Source organism: Lentzea sp. NPDC004782, from assembly GCF_040609115.1.
GTDB lineage: Bacteria > Actinomycetota > Actinomycetes > Mycobacteriales > Pseudonocardiaceae > Lentzea.
The window spans coordinates 97,782-117,510 of record NZ_JBEXJN010000016.1; the positions used below are offsets into that span (position 1 = coordinate 97,782).

The 19,729-nt window shown below is 69.7% G+C and carries 18 protein-coding genes; 8 read left to right on the forward strand and 10 right to left on the reverse strand.

What is annotated here, in order from left to right; translation table 11 throughout:
- Positions 1-20: 20 nt before the first annotated feature.
- Positions 21-1,724, reverse strand: a complete 1,704-nt coding sequence (locus ABZV40_RS17385) for an acyl-CoA dehydrogenase family protein (protein ID WP_355441808.1) — start codon at positions 1,722-1,724, stop codon at positions 21-23.
- 144 nt (positions 1,725-1,868) lie between these two features.
- Between ABZV40_RS17385 and ABZV40_RS17390 the strand changes: the two genes are divergently transcribed.
- Together ABZV40_RS17390 and ABZV40_RS17395 are read left to right on the forward strand one after the other, a co-directional pair.
- Positions 1,869-2,948 (forward strand): exo-alpha-sialidase, encoded by a 1,080-nt coding sequence (locus ABZV40_RS17390; RefSeq protein ID WP_355441811.1) that lies wholly within the window; start codon positions 1,869-1,871, stop codon positions 2,946-2,948.
- 97 nt (positions 2,949-3,045) lie between these two features.
- Positions 3,046-3,330 (forward strand): MoaD/ThiS family protein, encoded by a 285-nt coding sequence (locus tag ABZV40_RS17395; protein ID WP_355441814.1) that lies wholly within the window; start codon positions 3,046-3,048, stop codon positions 3,328-3,330.
- A 58-nt stretch (positions 3,331-3,388) separates the two neighbouring features.
- Here the strand turns inward: ABZV40_RS17395 and ABZV40_RS17400 are convergent, their stop codons facing one another.
- The 3 genes from ABZV40_RS17400 to ABZV40_RS17410 form a co-directional block, all read right to left on the reverse strand.
- On the reverse strand, positions 3,389-4,345 hold the full coding sequence (locus tag ABZV40_RS17400; protein ID WP_355441817.1) for a zinc-binding dehydrogenase: 957 nt from the start codon (positions 4,343-4,345) through the stop codon (positions 3,389-3,391).
- 85 nt (positions 4,346-4,430) lie between these two features.
- Entirely contained in the window at positions 4,431-5,234 is an 804-nt protein-coding gene (locus ABZV40_RS17405; protein WP_355441820.1) for an alpha/beta hydrolase, read from the reverse strand.
- A 19-nt stretch (positions 5,235-5,253) separates the two neighbouring features.
- On the reverse strand, positions 5,254-6,720 hold the full coding sequence (locus tag ABZV40_RS17410; protein ID WP_355441823.1) for an aromatic amino acid ammonia-lyase: 1,467 nt from the start codon (positions 6,718-6,720) through the stop codon (positions 5,254-5,256).
- A 30-nt stretch (positions 6,721-6,750) separates the two neighbouring features.
- Between ABZV40_RS17410 and ABZV40_RS17415 the strand changes: the two genes are divergently transcribed.
- The gene (locus ABZV40_RS17415) at positions 6,751-9,726 is read left to right on the forward strand and encodes a DEAD/DEAH box helicase (RefSeq protein WP_355441826.1); all 2,976 of its coding nucleotides are present in this window, start codon (positions 6,751-6,753) and stop codon (positions 9,724-9,726) included.
- Positions 9,719-10,561 (forward strand): SWIM zinc finger family protein, encoded by an 843-nt coding sequence (locus ABZV40_RS17420; protein WP_355441829.1) that lies wholly within the window; start codon positions 9,719-9,721, stop codon positions 10,559-10,561. Before ABZV40_RS17415 ends, ABZV40_RS17420 begins: the two co-directional genes overlap by 8 nt.
- Here the strand turns inward: ABZV40_RS17420 and ABZV40_RS17425 are convergent.
- The 5 genes from ABZV40_RS17425 to ABZV40_RS17445 form a co-directional block, all read right to left on the reverse strand.
- A complete protein-coding gene (locus ABZV40_RS17425; RefSeq protein ID WP_355441831.1) occupies positions 10,558-10,710 on the reverse strand; it encodes a hypothetical protein in 153 nt (50 codons plus the stop codon). The two genes, ABZV40_RS17420 and ABZV40_RS17425, sit on opposite strands and share 4 nt — an antisense overlap.
- Before the next feature lie 274 nt (positions 10,711-10,984).
- The gene (locus tag ABZV40_RS17430) at positions 10,985-11,257 is read right to left on the reverse strand and encodes a GlsB/YeaQ/YmgE family stress response membrane protein (protein WP_355441834.1); all 273 of its coding nucleotides are present in this window, start codon (positions 11,255-11,257) and stop codon (positions 10,985-10,987) included.
- A 62-nt stretch (positions 11,258-11,319) separates the two neighbouring features.
- Positions 11,320-11,802, reverse strand: coding sequence for a hypothetical protein (locus tag ABZV40_RS17435; protein ID WP_355441837.1), 483 nt, complete (start codon positions 11,800-11,802; stop codon positions 11,320-11,322).
- A gap of 50 nt (positions 11,803-11,852) precedes the next feature.
- A complete protein-coding gene (locus tag ABZV40_RS17440; protein WP_355441840.1) occupies positions 11,853-13,088 on the reverse strand; it encodes a hypothetical protein in 1,236 nt (411 codons plus the stop codon).
- Positions 13,089-13,128: 40 nt separating this feature from the next.
- Positions 13,129-14,175: a DUF2786 domain-containing protein gene (locus ABZV40_RS17445; RefSeq protein ID WP_355441842.1), complete on the reverse strand. Its 1,047-nt coding sequence runs from the start codon at positions 14,173-14,175 to the stop codon at positions 13,129-13,131.
- 61 nt (positions 14,176-14,236) lie between these two features.
- Between ABZV40_RS17445 and folP the strand changes: the two genes are divergently transcribed.
- Genes folP through ABZV40_RS17460 form a run of 3 tightly spaced genes read left to right on the forward strand, consistent with a single transcriptional unit; the run spans position 14,237 to position 16,347 of the window.
- Positions 14,237-15,061: a dihydropteroate synthase gene (gene folP / locus ABZV40_RS17450; protein ID WP_355441844.1), complete on the forward strand. Its 825-nt coding sequence runs from the start codon at positions 14,237-14,239 to the stop codon at positions 15,059-15,061.
- A 14-nt stretch (positions 15,062-15,075) separates the two neighbouring features.
- Complete coding sequence (locus tag ABZV40_RS17455) at positions 15,076-16,014, forward strand: hypothetical protein (protein ID WP_355441848.1); 939 nt, start codon at positions 15,076-15,078, stop codon at positions 16,012-16,014.
- 48 nt (positions 16,015-16,062) lie between these two features.
- Positions 16,063-16,347, forward strand: coding sequence for a hypothetical protein (locus ABZV40_RS17460; RefSeq protein WP_355441850.1), 285 nt, complete (start codon positions 16,063-16,065; stop codon positions 16,345-16,347).
- On the opposite strand, the gene ABZV40_RS17465 is transcribed toward ABZV40_RS17460, so the two are convergent.
- Complete coding sequence (locus ABZV40_RS17465) at positions 16,304-17,356, reverse strand: cytochrome P450 (RefSeq protein ID WP_355441853.1); 1,053 nt, start codon at positions 17,354-17,356, stop codon at positions 16,304-16,306. The genes ABZV40_RS17460 and ABZV40_RS17465 overlap by 44 nt on opposite strands.
- 84 nt (positions 17,357-17,440) lie before the next feature.
- Here ABZV40_RS17465 and ABZV40_RS17470 point away from each other — a divergent pair, with 84 nt between their 5' ends.
- On the forward strand, positions 17,441-19,711 hold the full coding sequence (locus tag ABZV40_RS17470; RefSeq protein WP_355441857.1) for a LuxR C-terminal-related transcriptional regulator: 2,271 nt from the start codon (positions 17,441-17,443) through the stop codon (positions 19,709-19,711).
- The last annotated feature ends 18 nt before the right edge of the window (positions 19,712-19,729 follow it).

Below are 19,729 nucleotides of genomic sequence, written 5' to 3' on the forward strand. Positions count from 1 at the left end.
CCCCCTGGTGTCCCGTTTGGTCAGGGGCGCATCTCGTACTGGCCGGAAAGCGCCACGACCTGCTGCCAGACGGCGTCGAACCGGGCCTGGTCGACGTGCGGCTTGCGGATCTGTTGCACGGCCCACTGCTGCTGGGGCTCGGTGCTGCTGGCCTTGCCGTGCAACGCGGTCGCATAACCGGCGAAGTCGCGGACCAGGACGTCGAAGATCTGGTCGACGAGGTGCTCGTCGGTGCCGGTGATCTTGGCCTGCTCCAGCACCAGCTGTCCGTAGACGACCAGGGTGAAGAGGTGGCCGAGGTTCAGCAGGAAGTCGAGGTCCTTCTGCTGGTCCTCGTCGGGCGCGGCGGTGGCGAGCAGGGTCTTGATCGCCTTGGCCTGCTCGTGGAAGAGCCGCACGTTGGGCAGGTTCGCGTGCTCGGTGTAGATCGGCTCCCAGTCGTGGAACTGGATCTTGCCGAGGCCGCGCGCGGGGCCCTGGTGCCAGAAGAAGTCGTCGTCCGTCGCGTCGTGGCGGGTCGGGACCTCGTCGTAGGCCTTGGGGTTGAAGAAGTAGTTCGGCATGAACTTCAGCACCAGGGCCAGGTTGACGTGCACGGTGCCTTCGAGCTTCGGCAGGGCGCGGATGTCGGCGGTGGCACGGGTGAAGTAGGTGTCCTTCTCGAAGCCCTTGGCGGCGATGACGTCCCAGAGCAGGTCGATGACGTTCTCGCCCTCGCTCGTGACCTTCATCTTCGTGATGGGGTTGAAGAGGAGGTAGCGGCGGTCGTTCTCGCCGGCGGACCTGAAGTAGTCGACACTTCGGTCCGCGAAGAGCTTCATCGCGGCGAGGCGCGCGTACGCGTCGACGAAGTTCTGGCGCACGTGCGGGAAGTCGGTGACCGGGTTGCCGTAGAGGATCCGGTTGTGGGCGTGGGTGATCGCCTCGTAGAAGGAGTGTTCGCAGATGCCGATGCTGGCCGTGCAGAGGTTGAACTTGCCGACGTTGACGGTGTTCAGCGCGGCCGAGAACGCGTCGGGGCCGCGGTGCAGGATGTCGGCGTCGGTCAGCGGGTAGTCGTCGAGGCGGAACTCGCTGACGAACATCTGGCTGTCGACGACGTTCTTGACCAGCTTGAAGTTCTCGTGCTGGCTGTCGACGGCGAAGAAGACGTACTCGTCCCCGTTCTTGGAGTTGCTGTCGCTGAGCTTGCCGAAGACGCTGACCATGCCGGCGACGTTGCCGTTGCCGATGTAGTACTTGCCGCCGTTGGCCCGGTAGCCGTCCTCGGTCCTCGTGACGATCATGTCGGTGCTGTAGACATCGGCGCCGTGCTCCTTCTCGGAGAGGCCGAACGCGAACACCGCGCCGCTGTCGAGGAGGGCGGCCGCCTTCTGCTTGGCCTCGGTGTTGTCGCTCATCCAGATCGGGCCGAGGCCGAGAACGGTGACCTGCCAGGCGTACCAGTACTGCAGGCCGTAGAAGCCCAGCACCTCGCTGAACGCGGCGTTGCGGGCGGCGTCCCAGCGCTTGGTGCCGTCGACGCTGCTCGGCGTGCAGAAGGTGGCGAAGAGCTTCTCCCGCTTCACGAAGTCGAGGAACTCGGTGTACCAGACCTTCTCCTGCGCGTCGGCGATCAGCTGCCGCTTGCCGCGGGCCTCGAACCAGTCGACGGTGGCCCTGAGCAGGCGGCGGGTCTCGTCGTCGAGGTGGGCTGGGTCGTAGTGGTTCGGGTCGAGCAGCACTGGCGCCTCCTTGCGTCTCGGTGATTCGGACGCTACCAGTGAGTAACTTGCGGGTCTACGTGGGGTTTCTCCCGCGCTCAGAAATTGTCGGACCCCAGGCGTAACGTGCTCCGCGTCACATCTTTCCCGGGAGGCTGTGTTGCGATGACGGTGGTCGTGGCGATCGGTACGCGCAAGGGGCTGTGGCTCGCCCGCAGCGAGGATCGGGTCACGTGGGAGGTCGACGGACCGCACCACGCGATGCAGGAGGTGTACGCGGTCGCCTTCGACACACGCGGTCCGTTGCGGTTGCTGACCGGTGTGTCCTCACCGCACTTCGGCCCCGGTGTGTCCATTTCGGACGATCTCGGGGTCACGTGGGAGGAGTCGGCCTCGCCGCCGATCGCGTTTCCGGTGGAAGACGCCTCCCTGGAACGCGTGTGGCAACTGCAGCCCGCGCCCGCCTCACAACCGGGCGTCGTGTGGGCGGGCACGCAACCGTCGGCGCTGTTCAGGTCGTCGGACGGCGGCCGCTCGTTCGAGTTCGTCGAGGGCCTGTGGAACCACCCGCACCGCCCGGAGTGGTCGGCGGGCTTCGGCGGCCAGGCCGTGCACACGATCGTGCCGGACCCGGTCGACCCGGACCGGCTCCTGGTGGCGATGTCGACGGGCGGCGTCTACCGCACGGCCGACGGCGGCAAGTCCTGGGAGGCCCGCAACAAGGGCATCAAGGCGTACTTCTTCCCGGACCCGTGGCCGGAGTTCGGCCAGTGCGTGCACAAGGTGGCCCAGCACCCGTCGGAGCCGTCGCGCTTCTACGCCCAGAACCACCACGGCGTGTACCGCAGCGACGACGGCGGCGACACCTGGCAGTCCATCGCCGACGGCCTCCCGACCGACTTCGGCTTCGCGATGGTCGTCCACCCGCACGATCCGGACACGATCTTCACGTTCCCGATCGAGGCCGACGGCCGCCGCTTCCCACCGGAGGGCAAGTGCCGCGTGTACCGCTCACGCGACGCCGGCGCGACCTGGCAGGCCCTGGGCGCGGGCCTGCCGGACAACTTCTGGACCGCCGTGATGCGCGACGCGATGTGCACCGACACGGCCCCGACCCCCGGCGTCTACTTCGGCTCCCGCTCGGGCGAGGTGTACGCCAGCCCGGACGAGGGCGAAACCTGGCACCAGGTGGCCGCCCACCTGCCGGACGTGATGTCGGTCCGTGCGGCGGTGGTGCCGGCGTGAGCGCGAAGGCCTTGTTGTCCGGAGTCGTGTGTGTCGCGGCCAGCGGTGCTGCCCATCGGTCGGACGTGATGCCGGTCCGACCGGAGGTGGTCCCGACGTGAAGGTGACGGTCCTGATCCCAGGCGTCCTGCGCACCGCGACCGACGGCGCCTCCCACCTCGACGTGGACGTCCCCGAGCCCGCCACCCTCGGTGCGGCCCTGGACGTCCTCGCCGCCACCTACCCCGGCCTCGACCGCCGCCTGCGTGACGAACGCTCCGCCCTGCGCCGCTACGTGAACTTCTACGTCAACGGCGAGGAGTGCCGCCGCCTCTCCGGCCCGGCCACCCCCTTACCGGCGGGCGCCGAGATCCAGATCCTGCCCTCGGTCGCGGGCGGCTGACGGCCGAACCGGGTTGCGCCGCACCGGGGATGGCGGCGCAACCCGGAGCGCGAGCCGGTCAGATCAGCAGCAGCGACTTGCCGAGGGTGGTGCGTTCCTCAAGCGACCTGTGAGCCTTCTCCGCGTCCGCCAACGGGTACGTCGCGCTGATCACCGGGCGGATCCGGCCTGCTGCCGTGAGTTCGAGCGCCTTCGTGAGGTGCTCGCGCACGGTCGCCGGGTCCGGAGCCGCGGCGAGCACGTTGTCGACCTGCACCTGTCGACGGTTCGCCACCTCCGGATCGATGTCGGCGAACCCGTCGGAGCTGCCGTAGGTGACGAAGCGTCCGCCGTCGGCCACGGTTTCGAACGCGGCCTTGCCGAGGGCTCCGCCCGCGCCGTCGAAGACCACGCCGATGTCGCCCGCCGTCTCCCGGACCTGGTCCTGCCACCCGTCGAGCGAGTAGTCGACGGTCACCTCCGCGCCCAGCTCGCGGACCAGGGCCAGCTTGCGTTCGCCGCGAGCGGCCGCAACGACCCGTGCACCGGCGTCGCGCAGCAGTTGCACCAGCAGCGAGCCCGCCCCGCCCGCGGCCGCCGCCACCAGGACCCAGTCACCTCGCTCGATCTTCACCCGGCCGGCGAGGTTCACCGCGGTCGCTCCGTCGTGGAGCATCGCCGCCGCCTCGGCCGAGCCCAGGCCGTCCGGGACCGCGACGATCTCCTCGACCGAGAAGACGACCTGTTCCGCGTAGCCCTCAGGCCCGCGGCCGATCACCTGACGGCCCAGCCAGCCCGGATCGACGCCCTCCCCGACCGACAGCACTCGTCCCGCGCCGCCTCCGCCGGGAACGTAGGGCGGGTGCCGGGGGAAGAACTCGCCGCCCCAGCCGCTGCGCAACAACGTGTCGAGGAAGATCACGTCGGCGGCGGCCACGCCGACCACGACCTGTCCCAGACCTGCCACCGGCTCGGGAATCTCGTCGACGCGCAACACCTCGGGTCCACCGAACTCGTGCACGCGGACAGCCCTCATCACGACCACATCCCCCCATCTCGATCACCTTGGTCCCGTCCACCGTAAAAGCTCGACCGAGGTGGAGATCAAGGCCGGGAATCCGTCAGTCGGCCAGGAAGTCCGCGATCGCCTTCCGGAAGAACTCGGCGTCGTCCAACCACGGGTAGTGCCCGGCCCCGGGCTGCACGACCACATCGGCCCGCGGGAACAACCGAGCCGCCTCCCGCACCGCCGCGGGTGAAGGCATGGCGTCGGCCTCACCGGCCAGCATCAGCACCGGCACGTTCAGCCCCGCCAGCTCCTCCGCCGTCGCAACAGGAGCTCCGGGGGCGTAGTAGGCAGCAGGCGCGTCGGGCAGTCGGATCGCGTCGGACGCGCGGGCGTGCTCCTGCGCCACCTCGTCCCACCGGCCGTAGTACAAGGGAGCCAGCGCCGCCCAGTCCGCAGCCGCGAAACTCCCGGCCAGCACGGCTTCCAGCGCGTCCCTGACCGCGGGGTACCAGTCCTCACCGGACCGCGCGGAGGCCGCGCTCCGCAACTGCTCGGGATCAGGCGCGAACCCCAGCGACCTCAGGCTGGGGGTCACGAGCACCAGCCGCCGCACGTGCTCCGGGTACCGCAGGGCGTACCGGATCGCGATCGACGCGCCCGCCGAGTGCGCGAGCAGGTCCACAGGGTCGAGCCCGGCGTGCGCCCGGTAGGCCTCGACGTCGTCGACGAGCAGGTCGAAGCGCAGTTCCGCCGCGTCCGCGGGTCCTGACCTGCCGGTGCCGCGAAGGTGCAGCAGGTGCAGCCGAGCCGGGACGCCGCCGAGGTCGCCCAGGTAGGACGGGGCGAGCAGCGGACCTCCCGGCACCACCAGCAGGGGTGCGCCGGTGCCGATTTCGTCGTGGGCGAGCAGATTCATGGGAACGATCATCACAGAGCTAGCAGGCCGCGAAGTCGTCCAGCAGTCCCGACGCGACCTCCACGTCCGGGCTGAGCTGGCGGTCCGCCATGTCCGGGTTGAGCTTCGACTCCGCCAGCTCGAACGCGGCCAGCAACGCCGGCGTCTCCGGTCGCACCCCGCGCAGCCGCAACGCCCGCACGGCCGCGACGATCTCGCAGGCGAGCACCAGCCGGAACGCTCCCAGCGAGCGCAGGGCCTGCGAGGCGGACTGGAACGCGAAGCTCGAGTTCTCCTCCTGCCCGCGCGACACGACGGCGTTGCCGATGCTCGCGGGTTCGGCGAGGGTGCGGACCTCGGCCAGCGCGGAGTTGGCGCTGTACTCGAGGATCATCACGCCCGAGCTGCCGCGCACGCCCTCGGCCAGGAACGGGCGCAGGCCCGTGAAGTTCGGCTCGACCAGGGTGGCCAGGCGGGCGGTCGACAGGTGGCCGGTGTGCAGCATCGACAGGCGCAGGCGGTCCAGCGCCTGGCCCAGGTACGCGCTGTGGAAGGCGCCGTGGTGGTAGGCGGCGTCGTCTTCCGGGCCGAAGTGGTCGGCGACGATCAGCGGGTTCTCCGCGGCGGCGTTGAACTCGACGTCCAGGACGCGGCCGAGGTCGGTGGCGGCGTCGACGGCCGGGCCGTGGATCTGCGGGAAGCAGCGGTAGCCGAACGGGTCCTGGACGCGGGCGGCCGGGCGGGACGGCTCGGCGAGCAGGCGGCGCATTTCGGCGGCCACCGCCACCTGACCCGGGTGCGGGCGGCCGAGGTGGACGCGTTCGTCGTAGGCCTCGACGGCGCCGTCCACCGCGAGGAACGACAGTGCCGCCACGACGTGGGTGGCCTTCAGGAGCTGGTGGGCGTCCTGCCAGGCGAGGCCCGCCATGCCGATGGTCAGGGCGTTGCTGCTGATCAACGCCAGCGCGTCACCGGAGTCGAGCTCGATCGGGTCCGGGGTCTGCGTGGAGCCGAGCCAGTAGCGCTCGCCCAGCAGGGTCAGGCCGGTTTCGGCCAACGCCGTGAGGTCGCCGGTGCCGATGGCGCCGTACTCGTGCACGCCGGGGTAGCAGCTGCTGTTCAGGGCGGCGAGCAGGGCGTCGGCCACGGGTCTGCGCACGCCGGCACCGCCTGCCAGGAGCTGGTTGAGGCGCACGACCATCATGGCGCGCACCTGTTCCTCGGGGAGCATGCCGCCGAGGCCGCCCGCGTGGCTGCGCAGCAGGCGCAGGCCGTGCTCGGCCCAGCCCTCGGTGCTGATGATCTGGTCGCGGTTCGCACCGACGCCGGTGGTGCGGCCGTAGACCTGTCGTCGCACCACGAGGCGCTGGCTGGCGCGCCACGACGCTTCGAGGCGTTCGATGCCGTCGGCGTGCAGGGCCACCGGCGCGTGGTACCTCGCGACGCGCACCACGTCGTCGGCGCCGAGGGACTGACCGTCCAGCACGACAGGGGAGTCTTCGACCATGGCGCCAATGTGAACACATAGGGTTCAAAGGTGCTCGTACTGCATGGCCTGTGCACGACCGACGGCGTCCTGGCGCTGTGGGCCGAGGACTCCGCGCTGCCCGCACGGAGCGAGAGCACACGCCGGGACGCTCCGCACCCGTTCGCGGCGACGGGGGAGTCGCTGGCTGTGGCGTTCGGGCAGGAAGCGCTCAAGACGACCGCACGGGCGCTGCTGCTGCCGTCCTACTCCTCCGGGCCGATGGCGTCGCCGGAGCTGGTGCGCGACCCGTTGGCGGCGGGGCGGGCGCAGCGCGGCAAGGTCGGGCTGCGGCAGTGGGGTGTACCCACGATCCGGCTGACGGTCAAGCCCGAGCCCGGCGCCGAGGTGCGGCTGAGCGACTCCGCGCGGTTCGTGTTCGACGTGGCGGCGTTCGCCGCCGATCTGGTGGACCGCGGGCGAGTGCTGCCGTCGATTGCGCCTGATCACGCCGTTGCGCGGTGGGTGCCGGTGCTGTCGGGCACGGACTCGGCGCGGTTCGCCGCCCTGCAGACCGCGATGCCGCCGGCGTGCAGGTGCGAGGAGATCGTCAGCGACCCGGCCGAACTGGTGCGCGCGGCGCTCACGACCGCGGTCGACGAGCAGGTCAGGAGCCGGTTGAACGGCATGGTCCTCGCGCCGAAGCAGCGCGGCCGCGCCACGACCGCCGAGGCGTGGCTCGCCGCGCTGACCGGGGAGCCGGTGTTCGACGCGGACCCGGTGGAGCTGTACGACCTGCGCGAACAGCTGGACCGCTGGCGCGACAGCGCGGGCAACGAGAGCCCGGTGCGCACGTGCTTCCGGTTGCGCTCGCCCGAGCAGCGCGACGAGGACGAGTGGGCGATCGAGTTCCTGCTGCAGGCCGTCGACGAGCCGAGCGTGCTCGTGCCCGCGCAGCAGGTGTGGTTCGCGGACGACGGTGTGCTGCGGCGCTGGATCCCGGCACCGCAGGAGCACCTGCTGGCCGACCTCGGGCGGGCGAGCAGACTGCACCCGGACCTCGACGAGGCGTTGCGCGACGCGCACCCGGCCGAGCTGGAGGTCGGCGCGGAGGGCGCGTACCGGTTCCTCACCGCCGCTCCCGTGCTGGCGCAGGCGGGATTCGGTGTGTTGTTGCCGTCGTGGTGGCAGCAGCAGACGAAGCTGGGGTTGAAGCTCACGACGAAAAGCCGTGGCACGGCCGGAACCGTCGCCAAGGAGAGCGAGATCGGCCTTAAGTCCATTTTGGACTACAAGTGGGAGCTGGCTCTCGGCGAGGACACGCTCACCGACGCCGAGCTCGCCGAGCTGGCCAGGGCGAAGGTGCCGCTGGTGAAGGTGCGCGGCCAGTGGGTGCAGGTCGACCAGAAACGCCTCGCCGCGGGCCTCGCGTTCCTCAAACGCGGTGGTGGGCAGATGACCGCGGCGGAGGTGATGCTCCACAGTGGACTGAGTGCGGCGGACGAGAGCCTCCCGCTCCCGCTGACGTCCGTCGAGGCCGACGGCTGGCTCGGGGACCTGTTGTCCGGCAAGGCGGACGAGCAGCTCGAACCCGTCGAGCCGCCGGCGGGCTTCGGCGCACGGCTGCGCCCGTACCAGCAGCGCGGCCTGGCGTGGCTCGCGTTCCTCGACCGGATCGGCCTGGGCGCCTGCCTCGCGGACGACATGGGCCTCGGCAAGACCGTGCAGCTGCTGGCGCTCGAAGCGTTGAACCGCGCGCACGGCAAGCGGCCGCCGACGTTGCTGATCTGCCCGATGTCGGTGGTCGGCAACTGGCAGCGCGAGGCCGCGCGGTTCACCCCGGAGCTGTCCGTGCACGTGCACCACGGCGCGGACCGGCTGGACGGCGACGCGTTGCGGGAGGCCGTCGAGAGCCACGACCTGGTGCTCACCACGTACGCGCTGGCCGCCCGCGACGCCGACGCGCTCGGCGACCTCACCTGGGACCGCGTGGTGCTGGACGAGGCGCAGAACATCAAGAACAGCGCCACCCGCCAGTCGCAGGCCGTGCGTCAGCTCAAGGCACGCCATCGCGTGGCACTGACCGGCACGCCCGTCGAGAACCGCCTGGCCGAGCTGTGGTCGATCATGGACTTCGCCAACCCCGGTGTGCTCGGCACGATCAACACGTTCCGCGCCCGCTTCGCCGTCCCGGTCGAGCGCCACAACGACCAGGACGCCGCCGCCCGCCTGCGCAAGATCACGAACCCGTTCGTGCTGCGCCGCGTGAAGACCGATCCGCGCATCATCAGCGACCTGCCGGACAAGGTCGAGATGCGCCAGCTGTGCAACCTCACCACCGAACAGGCCTCGCTCTACCAGGCCGTCGTGAACGACATGCTGGAGAAGATCGAGGAGTCGGACGGCATCGAGCGCAAGGGCCTGGTGCTCGCGACGATGTCCAAGCTCAAGCAGGTCTGCAACCACCCGGCGCACTTCCTGGGTGACGGTTCGCGCGTCGCCGGCCGCTCCGGCAAGCTCGCGCGCCTCGAGGAAGTGCTCGAGGAGGTGTTCGCCGAGGGCGACAAGGCGTTGTGCTTCACGCAGTTCACCGAGTTCGGCAGCATGCTCGTGCCGTACCTCGCCGCGCGCTTCGACACCGAGGTGATGTTCCTGCACGGCGGCACGAACAAGGCGTCGCGCGATCGCATGGTCGAACGCTTCCAGGACGCCCACGGCCCGTCGCTGTTCCTGCTGTCGTTGAAGGCGGGCGGCACCGGCCTCAACCTCACCGCCGCCAACCACGTGATCCACCTGGACCGCTGGTGGAACCCCGCGGTCGAGGACCAGGCGACCGACCGCGCGTTCCGCATCGGCCAGCGCCGCAACGTGCAGGTCCGCAAGTTCGTCTGCATCGGCACGCTGGAGGAACGCATCGACGCGATGATCGAGGAGAAGCGCGCGCTGGCGCAGCTGGTCGTGGGCGCGGGCGAGAACTGGCTGACCGAGCTGTCGACGGCCCAGCTGCGCGACCTGCTGACGTTGTCGGGGGAGGCCGTCGGTGAGTGAACACTGGTCCGGTCCCCGTTATGGCAAGACCATCAAGGTGGACAACGGCATCAAGGCGCGCAGCAAGCGCGGCGACATCGGCGCGACGTGGTGGTCGCGCCGCTTCATCGAGGTGCTCGAGTCGTTCGGCATGGGCGGCCGCCTGAGCCGCGGCCGCAACTACGCGCGCCAGGGCCAGGTCCTCTCGTTGTCCTTGTCCACCAGCATGGTCATCGCACTGGTGCAGGGCTCACGCCCCACCCCGTACAAGGCGCGCATCGCGATCAAGGCGTTCACCGCGCCGGAATGGCAGCGCATCGAGCACGCGCTGGCCGGCAAAGCCTTGTACGCGGCCAAGTTGCTGGCCGGCGAGATGCCCGTCGACATCGAGGCGCTGTTCGCGTCGCTGGGCCTGCAGCTCTTCCCGGCTTCGTCCCGCGAGCTGACGATGGACTGCACCTGCCCCGACTGGGAAGTGCCGTGCAAACACCTCGCCGCCGCCTGCTACCTGCTCGCCGAGTCGTTCGACAACGACCCGTTCGAAATCCTGGCCTGGCGCGGCCGCAGCCGCGAGGACCTGCTGGAACGCCTCCGCACCCTGCGCGGCACAGCGCGGGCCGTCGCCGCGCGCGAGGAGGCGCCGCCGCTGACCCGATGCCTCGACACGTTCTGGCAGCGGCAGACCGCGTCCGGTCTGACCCTCGGCGACCCCACGGCTGAGGTGCGCGTCGACGCGGTGCTCGACCAGCTCGACGGCGTGCCGATCACGGTCCGGCGCTCGGACGTCGTCTCGCTGCTGCGGCCGGCGTACCTGGCGCTTCGGCCCCCTGCCGATCCTGCCGACTCTGCTGACTAGAACAGGTCGCTGATCGACTGCCGGGTGAACGGGTCGGCCCAGCCTTCGTCGTCACCCAGCCAGGCGGTGAAGGCGGTGTGGTCTTCCAGCTGGTAGAGACCGTCGGAGAAGACCACCGCGGGTTCGCGGGCCGGGGCGCAGATGCCCAAAGCGTTGAGGGCGCCGGGCTGTGCGGACGGTGTTCGTGTGGCAGCGGTCAGTGGACGTGGCGTCGCATGCCCGGTGATGCCGGGTGGTGGTGCGAGGTTGCGGAGCCGGCGCGCCTCCCGCGGGTGCGTGTGGGTATGGCCGGACGGGGACCCGTTGGGCGCGGTGCGGTCCGGGCGCTTGGGAGCGGCGGAGGGCAGGGCGGCTCGGGTCCGCGGGTTGCGGGCCGGTGGTGAGTCGGTGGGTGGGCGGCGGGTGCCGCCCTTGCCCGGTCGGCTAGCGGGGGAGTTTGGGCCTGGAGCGGTTGGCCAGGATGGTCACGCCTGTGGCTGCGAGGCCTACCTGGAGGGCCAGTTCGATCCAGTCGATGCCCGGGGTGTCGGCGACGCCCAGGACGGTGGCCGCCGCGGTGCCCAGGAGGGCCGCGACGATGCCCACCAGGATGGTGGCCAGCAGTGAGACGTGCTGCCTGCCCGGAACGACCAGGCGGCCCAGGCCGCCGATGATGGCTCCGAAGAGCAGCGCGGTGAACAAGCCGCCGATTTCCACTGTTACCCCCTGAGACTCTGGTGCTTGCCGCTCCAGCGTCCACCGGGCCGAGGTCCGGCGAATCAGGTCTTTCCCTGAGTCGTCCCTGACATCGACCCCAGCAGGGTGGCGGCGGCCCGGGACAGTTCGCGGCCGGGGACGTCCGGGTCGCAGCCGACTCGCGGCAGACGGGCCCGGATGGCCGTGGGGGAGCGTTGCATGTCGTCGGCGATGGACCTGATCAGTGTGGGAGCGGGGTCGTCGGTCGGGGTGAGCCAGGTGGTGCGCAGGGTGGCGTCGAGCTCGTCGGACCAGGGCTGGTTGGCGTTGGCGTAGCGGGACGTGCGGCCTCGCAGGCGCGTGTGGGCGCCCAGGACGCGGGACAGGAGCTTGCCGACCGTGGCGGCGCCTTCGACCGGTAGCCGAAGGCGCCCGTCCGCGATCACCTCGCCCGAGTCGAGCGATCCCAGCAGGTCCAGCACCAGGGACTCCGAGGAGTCCGTCGTCGCGCTCAGCCGGTAGTTGACCTCGCCGAGCTTGATCTCGTTGTGGTAGGTGGATGTCATGGGGTCGACGTTAGGGAGGGGGTCTGACGGTTTTTCGCGGGGGAAGGCCTTCAGATGCGGTTGTGAAGGAGGAGTTCACTCGAAGGGGTGGGGGTCAGGTTCGTCGCCTTCGAGGAGAACACCACGGAGCGGCCGTCCGCGCTGATCGTCGGTGCCAGCGAGAAGTCGTTGCCCTGCCTGCCGAAGCGCTCGCTCAGCCGCGTCACCGAACCGGTGCGCATGTCCTTCAGGAAGACGTCGTCCACGTTGTTGGTGTCACCGCGCACCAGGTTCGACGCCAGCGACGAGAACACGACGAAGCGGCCGTCCGCGCTCACCGACGGCTGATACGGCTGTGCGTCCGACACCGTCCCGTCAGGACGGGTGTTCACCCGCGTGATCGCACCGGAACGCCTGTCCTTCATGAAGATGTCCGGCGTGTCCACGGTGTCACCGGGCACCAACGTGTCGCCCCACGCCACAAACAACACGCGTGAACCATCGGGCGTGATGGCGGGCATCAGCGTGTAGGACGAACTCTGTGCGCCTGAAGCGGACACGTTGACCCGTTCCACCGCACCCGAAACGACGTCCTTCACGAACATGTCCACGCTGCCGTTCGTGTCACCCGGCACCAGGTTCGTCGCGGCGGAAGGGAAAACGACGAACCGGCCGTCGGCGCTCATCGCCAGGCCGTGGAGCGCCAGCTTGTCGCCCTGTGCGCCGGAAGCCGACGTGCTGATCCGCGTCACGGCACCAGACACCCGGTCCCTCAGAAAGACGTCCGCCACGCCGTTGGTGTCCCCCTCCACCAACGTCGACGCCTCGGACCGGAACGCCACATAACGCCCGTCAGCGCTGATGGCCGGCGAACCGAACGCAGGACCGTTGCCGCCGCTGACCCGCTCGACGTGCCCGGTGCGCATGTCGGTCACGAACACGTCATCGACGCCGTTGGTGTCACCGGCGACCAGATTGGTGGCCGACGACACGAAGGCGACGAACCGTCCGTCAGCGCTCAACGCGGGCGGGTCGAACGACGGTCCGTCACCGCCACGCGACGCCGACCGCACCACGCCCGTGCGCAGGTCCTTCACGAAGATGTCGGAGACGCCGTTGCGGTCTCCGTGCACGAGGTTCGACGCGAGAGAGGGAAACGCGACATAGCGTCCATCAGCGCTGATGACCGGCGTCGTGGAGTCGCCGTTGCCGCGCGTCAGAGGCCTGAGCAGCGAGAACGACGCGGAAGCGGTCGAGGAGAAGGTCACCGCGAGCACCGCGGCAACAGCAAGAGACTTCCCGAACAAGGACGTGCACCACCCTGGGTCGCGGGGCGGCGGCGTCAGCTTAACCCGAAGTCACGGTCTTCCGGCCGGTCCCGATGTCCGCGACGTCCGCGGCCGCCCGGCCCGCACCCCACCCGGCCGCCGACCGCACCGTCACGCGTGAGGTCTTCGTCCGGGTGAACATCTCGTCGAACAACGTGTCCACGGCCTTCTTCCGGTCGGCCAGCACCGGCAGCAGCCGCTCGTCGGAGACATCGGAGACGTCGGCGGCCGAAGCCAGCCGTTCGCCGATCCGCGTCGCGTAGGCCACGAGGAACGCCTTGCGGAACGGCCGCGACCGCGCCTCGCTGCCCTTCGACGCCCGCCCGCCGACGGCGACCATCGCCCGCGTCGCCTGCACCAGCAACGACGTCGACAGCAGCTCGACGCTCTCCAGATCCACCTCGTCCCCCACCAGGGCGACGAACCCGAACCCGTCGTAGGCCACGGCACGGGAGCGGAACGCTTTGGACACCACGTGCACGAGCTGCGACTTCTCCTTGAAGTAGCTCTTGTCCAGCCACATCCGCCGCGACGTCGCGAGGGCGGGCAGGTCCGCGTCGAGCACGGCCCGTTCCAGCGCGTGCCGGTTCATCAGCTCCTGCGCCTTGGCCGACAACGCCTCGGCTTCCTCGGCGAACGACGTCGACTCGGCCTTCGCGAGCAGCCCGCGCACCCGGTTGAGCACCTTCGGGTCGACACCCGCGCGCACGGCCGACATCAAAGCGTCGCCCGGCAACGGCAGGATGCGCGGCAACACGGGCAACCTCTGGAGGAACGTCAACAACCGTGCAGCCGTGCGAGACGCGTAGGACTCCGTCTCGATGTGACGCGCCGCCCACGCCTCCAACAACGGGCCGTCCCACCACACAGAGGCGCCGATCTCGTCCAGCTGGCGCTGCCACCGCGGGTGCACCGTCGACGAGGCAGGCGGCGAACAGGACAAAGCGATCACGTCCACCACGAGAGAAGTGGCCGACTCGTCGAGTGAACGCGACACGATCTCGCGAACGTCGTACGGCAGCCAGCCCCGCTGCCACGCCGTGTCGATCGCCTGTACCAGTTCCACCCGGGCAGTATGAGACGTCCGCCATGTGCCGAGGTCTTCGGCCACCTGGTAGACACGGGGTGTGATCGAGCTCCACTTCCGCGGCCGGACGGTCGTCCGCGACCGCGCGCTGGTGATGGCGATCATCAACCGCACCCCGGACTCCTTCTACGACAAAGGCGCCACCTACGCCGAGGACGTCGCGATGGAGGCCGTCCACCGCGTCGTCGACGAGGGCGCGGACATCGTCGACATCGGCGGCGTGAAGGCGGGCCCCGGCGATCTCGTCGACTCCGACGAGGAGGTGCGCCGCGTCGTGCCGTTCATCGCCCGCGTGCGCGAGGCCTACCCCGACCTCGTCATCAGCAGCGACACGTGGCGCGCGGACGTCGGCAGGCTCGCCTGCGAGGCCGGCGCCGACCTGCTCAACGACACGTGGGCGGGCGCGGACCCCCAGCTGGCCGAGGTCGCCGCGGAGTACGGCGCCGGTTACGTCTGTTCGCACACGGGTGGTGTCAAACCCCGCACGCGTCCGCATAGGGTGAGCTATCCGAATCTCATCGACGACGTCATCGCGGAGACGACCGCGCACGCCGAGAGAGTGGTCGCGCTCGGTGTGCCGCGCAAGAGCGTGCTGATCGACCCCACACACGACTTCGGCAAGAACACGTGGCACAGCCTCGCGCTGGTGCGACACACGGACGAGCTGGTGGCGACCGGTTGGCCGGTGCTGATGGCGTTGTCCAACAAGGACTTCGTCGGGGAGACCCTCGGCGTAGAACTGCACGAACGCGTCGAGGGAACCCTCGTCGCGACGGCGATCGCGGCGGTGGCGGGCGCCGCGGTGTTCCGCGCGCACGAAGTGGCGCGCACCAGACGAGTACTCGAGTCCGTCGCTCGACTGTGAGCTGGAGGTATGAGGTGGACGACGTCTTCGCCCGGTTTTCGGAGGACCGGTGGGACGACTTCCTCGACGAACTCGACAAGATCCGCGTGAGCGTGGTCGATCCCGCGGAACGGCAGCAGATGAAGGTCAACGCGCGGCGCGACGCGCGTGAGGCGGCATCTCAGCCGTTGCTCGTGCGGATGGCCATCGCGGACCACTACCTGAACCTGCTCGCCATCGGCGTGTGGGCGGGCGACGAGAGCTGGCGCGCGGATCTGCGCGACCTGGTGACCGCTCTCGTGCCCGAAGACGACGAGTCACACGACGACGCCCTGCTGAGTTCCGTCATCGCCGTGGTGCTCGCACAGCTGTTGCAGGACGCACGGCTGCGCGGTGGCTCCGAGGCCGATGTCATCGCACGGTCGGCGTGGGAGAAGGCGCAGGAGTGGGCGGCCTACGCGGAGGACCGCTACGTGGAACGCCTCCTGCACGCCTCCACCGAGGCCGGTGCGCGCGTCGTGACGGCCTCCGAGGTGCAGGAGGTCGTGGAGCTCGCCACGGCCGCGGCGGACGACCAGCACGCAGAGACGCTCGCCGCGCTGGAGGCGGAAGGCCTCAACGCGGAGGTCATGAACGGCGTGTGGGTGGTGGACGGGGACTTCCGCAACCCGGTGCGGGCGGCCGCGCGCGCGATCACCCTCACGGGCTACGGCTGCGTCCTCGCGCGCAACGAACGGCAGTCCGCCGTGATGTTGTGGCACGAGAACACGCTCGCGATGGCGGACTCGAAGGTGCCGCGCTGGCGCGTCTACCCGATCCTCGCGCCCGTCACCCCGCAATCGAAGTTTTCCGGCGGCGAAGGACTGCCGTTCACCCGCGACACCCACCCGTTGGCACCTGCACCGGAAGTCGTGCGCCGGTTGGCGGACGCCGTTGGTGTCAACCTGTCTCATCTGCTGGCGGCATTGCGGTGAAAGGGTGATCTTTGACTTTTCGCAACCTCCACTCGTTATGTTGGTGGCATGCCCAGATTTGCCGAGTTCGATGTGGAAGGCCTGCGGAAATCCAGCGCCGTCGCCGACTTTCCCTGGTCAGAGACGTGGGTCACGTTGATCCGCGTCGACGCCAAGGGAGTTGTCCGGCAAGCCAAGTCGTTGACCGAGAAGGTTTCTTTGCTGACTGTTGCGTCAGACAAGGACCTCGTCATCGCCTCCTGCCCCGAGATTTACGCCGTCGACGACCTGTCGGCGGCCAGAGCAGCGATCAGGGCTTCGGCCGCACGCGAAATGACGCCAAGCCTCGGATGAATGACTCCCGCCACTCGGGCTCAGCGGCGAGCGCGAGTTCCGGGAAACGCCGGAGAAGCGTTCCGAACGCGATCTCGGCCTCGACGCGCGCCAGCCGCGCCCCCACGCAGTAGTGGACCCCGTGCCCGAACGCGAGGTGCGGGTGCCGGCCCAGCTGCAGCACGTCGGGGTCCGGGTACCGGGACGGATCCCGGTTCGCCGCCCCCAGCGAGATGGTGACGGCCGAGGACCGCGGGATCTTCACGCCTCCGATCACCACGTCGGATGTCGCGACGCGCGCGACACCGAGGGCGAGCGGACCGTCGAAGCGCAGGAACTCCTCCACGGCCTCCGGAACCAGGATCGGGTCGTCGAGCAACGTCTGCTTCAGGGCGGGATCGCGCAGCAGCGCGAGCAGCCCGTTGCCGATCAGGTGCACCGTGGTCTCGTGGCCCGCTGTGATGAGCAGCACGAGGTTGTTCACGAGGTTCGGTTCGTCGCGGAGCTCGGTGATGACGTCGTCACCGGGTTCCTTGGTGTCCACGAGACGTTGCACGTAGGCGGCGAACCTGCCGTAGGCCTGCGCCATCGTCTCCGGGGCGAGCAGCTCGGCGGTGATCGCGCGGATCTCGTCGGAGTCCTCTCCGGGCACACCGAGCAGCTCGCAGATGACCGTGATCGGCAGCGGGTACGCGAACGTCTCGATGACGTCCACTTCTTCTTCGGTCTCCCACGCGTCCAGCAGCTCGTTGGTGATCTGCTCGATGCGCGGCCGCAGCGCCTCCACGCGCCGTGTGGAGAACGCGCGCGCGATGGGCTTGCGCAGCTGCGTGTGCTCCGGTGGGTCGGTGTGGTTCAGCATTCCGCCGGGGACGACGGCGCTGCTGAGGCCGGGGTGGCTGAGCGCCTGCACGACGTCGTCGTAACGGCTGATCATCCACGCCCGCCGGCCGTCCGGGGTGTCGATCAGCGCGGGGCCCTGCTCGCGCCACCGGTCGAAGTACGGGGTCGGGTCTGCGAAGAAGCTCATGGCCTCAGCGTGGCGTTTGCGCTGTTCGGGGGCCTGAGTGAACGATCACCCATCTTCGCGCCGGGCATCACCTAGCCTGACCGGATGGGGTGGCCGTTCGTGGGCAGGGGCGCCGAGCTCGCCGAGGTCCGGCGTGCGGTGCGCGGCGCCGGGCTGATCGTCGCCGGGCCGGCCGGGGTGGGCAAGACGCGGTTGTTGGACGAGGTGGCGTGTGACGTCCGGTTGCGTGCGACGTCCGCGATGTCCGGCATCCCACTCGGCGTGATGGCCCCTCTCCTGCCTGAGGTGGAACCCTCGCCGCTGGCCATGTTGCACGCCGCACGGTTTGCGTTGCGCGGCCGCGTTATCGCGGTCGATGACCTGCATCTGCTCGATGACGCGTCAGCGGGCCTGTTGCACATGCTTGTGCAGCACCGAGAAGCCGTGGTGGTGGCGACACTGCGGTCGGGTGAGCGCGCACCGGAACCTGTGATGGCCCTCTGGAAGGACGAACTGCTGCCGCGCATCGAACTCGAACCACTTGGTCCCGCCGAGGTCACCGAGGTGCTGGAAACCGTGCTGGGCGGCGTGGTGGAGAGCGGTACCGCCAGCCGGTTGTGGACGGCTTCGGCCGGGAACATGTTGCTGCTGCGGGAGATGCACCTCGCGGCACGGTGGGTGGCGCACGACGGCGTCTGGTCGTTGGACGGGGCGTTGCCCCTGTCGCCGCGGCTCGTCGAGCTGATCGAGGCGCACCTGGCCGCCGTGCCGGACGAGGAACGCCGGGTGCTGGAGCTGCTCGCGTTCGGCGAACCCCTGGACCTGGCCGCGTCCGAGGCGCTGGACGGTCTCGTCACGGTGTCCGACGACGGCCTGAGGCTCGCGCATCCGTTGTACGGCGAGGTGTTGCGCGCGCAGTGCCCTCCTCTGCGCAAGCGCAACCATCAGCGCTATTTGGCTGATGTGCTCGACGACCCGTTGCGCGTGGCTGTCCTGCGGCTGGACAGCGATACAGCAGACGATCCCGCGCTACTGCTGAAAGCCGCGCATCTGGCGTGTGCGACAGGTGGCGTTGCTCTGGCAGAACGACTCGCACGTGCGGCTTGGTCGGTCGGTGGTGGTGTGGACGCTGCGCTGCTGTTGGCGCAAGTGCTGGTGTTCACCGACCGTCCGGAGGAGGCGGAAGACGTCTTCGCGATGGTCGCCACCGACGACGACCCAGCGGAAGTGCGCGCCATCCGTGCGACGAACATCGGCTGGGGGCTTGGCCGCAGCGAGGAAGCCGCGGCCATGGTCGACATGGAGCTCGCGCGAGCCGTCCTGCTCCACGACGCGGGGAAGTACGACGAGGCGCGCGCCCTGCTCATCGGTGACGAGCCGGAAGTGGCCGCGGTCCGCGCGATGATCGACGTGGTGCAGGGCAGGTACGTGCCGCCGTTCCCGGTCATCCCGGCACGGCCGGACATCCCGCTGGGCGCGGAGATGACCTTGCTCGCGGAGGTCTTCGTGCACGCGCTGCACGGTGATCTGCGGAAGGCGGAAAGCCTTGCCGAGCAGGCACACCGGAACAGGGTGGAGTGGCCCACCATGCGGTCGACCTGGGCTGTCTCGAGGGCGAGCCTCGCGATGTCGGCCGGTCGGCTCGAGGAGGCCCGCCGGCTGCTGCGCGAGGCACGTCCCGCTCATCCGTTCGCGCAGGTGTGCGTGCTCACGTGCGTGGAAGCGTTGCTGGGCAACAACGCTCGTTCGCTGCTCGACGAGGCGGAGCAGCTGGCGCCGGAGGGGCAACGACCGCAGCGCTACGGGCTGTGGATCGCGCGAATCTGGGCCGGTGGTGTGTCGCCGTTCGAGGCGGCGGCGGACGTTCGCGCGCACGGAGAGCTCGCCGCCGAGGCGTTGTTGCTGCACGAGGCGGTGCGGCTCGGACATGCCGATCGTGCACTCGAACGGCTGCGTGAGCTTGCCGCGACGACGACAGGGTTGCTCGTGCCGGTGTATGCCGCACACGCAGAGGCGTTGGTGCGCAATGATTCCGGCGCTCTGATAGAAGTCGCCGCACGGTTCGAAGAGGCCGGGATGATGTTGCACGCGGCGGAAGCTGCTGCTGCGTCCGGCAACCGGGCGTTGTACGGGCGGTTGGTGAGCATGTGCCAGGGCGCGCGCACGCCCGCGTTGGCGTTGATGTCGGCACCGGCACTGACCCGTCGTGAGCGGGAGATCGCCGTGCTGGCTGCACGAGGGTTGACGAACAAGGAGATCGCGTCCACTTTGGTGATCTCCGTGCGCACCGTCGACAACCACCTCTCGAACGCCTACGCGAAGCTCGGCATCACGGCTCGCGGCGAGCTCGCGTTAGCCCTAATGGATGACAGCTGATAACGGAAGGCACGGGTC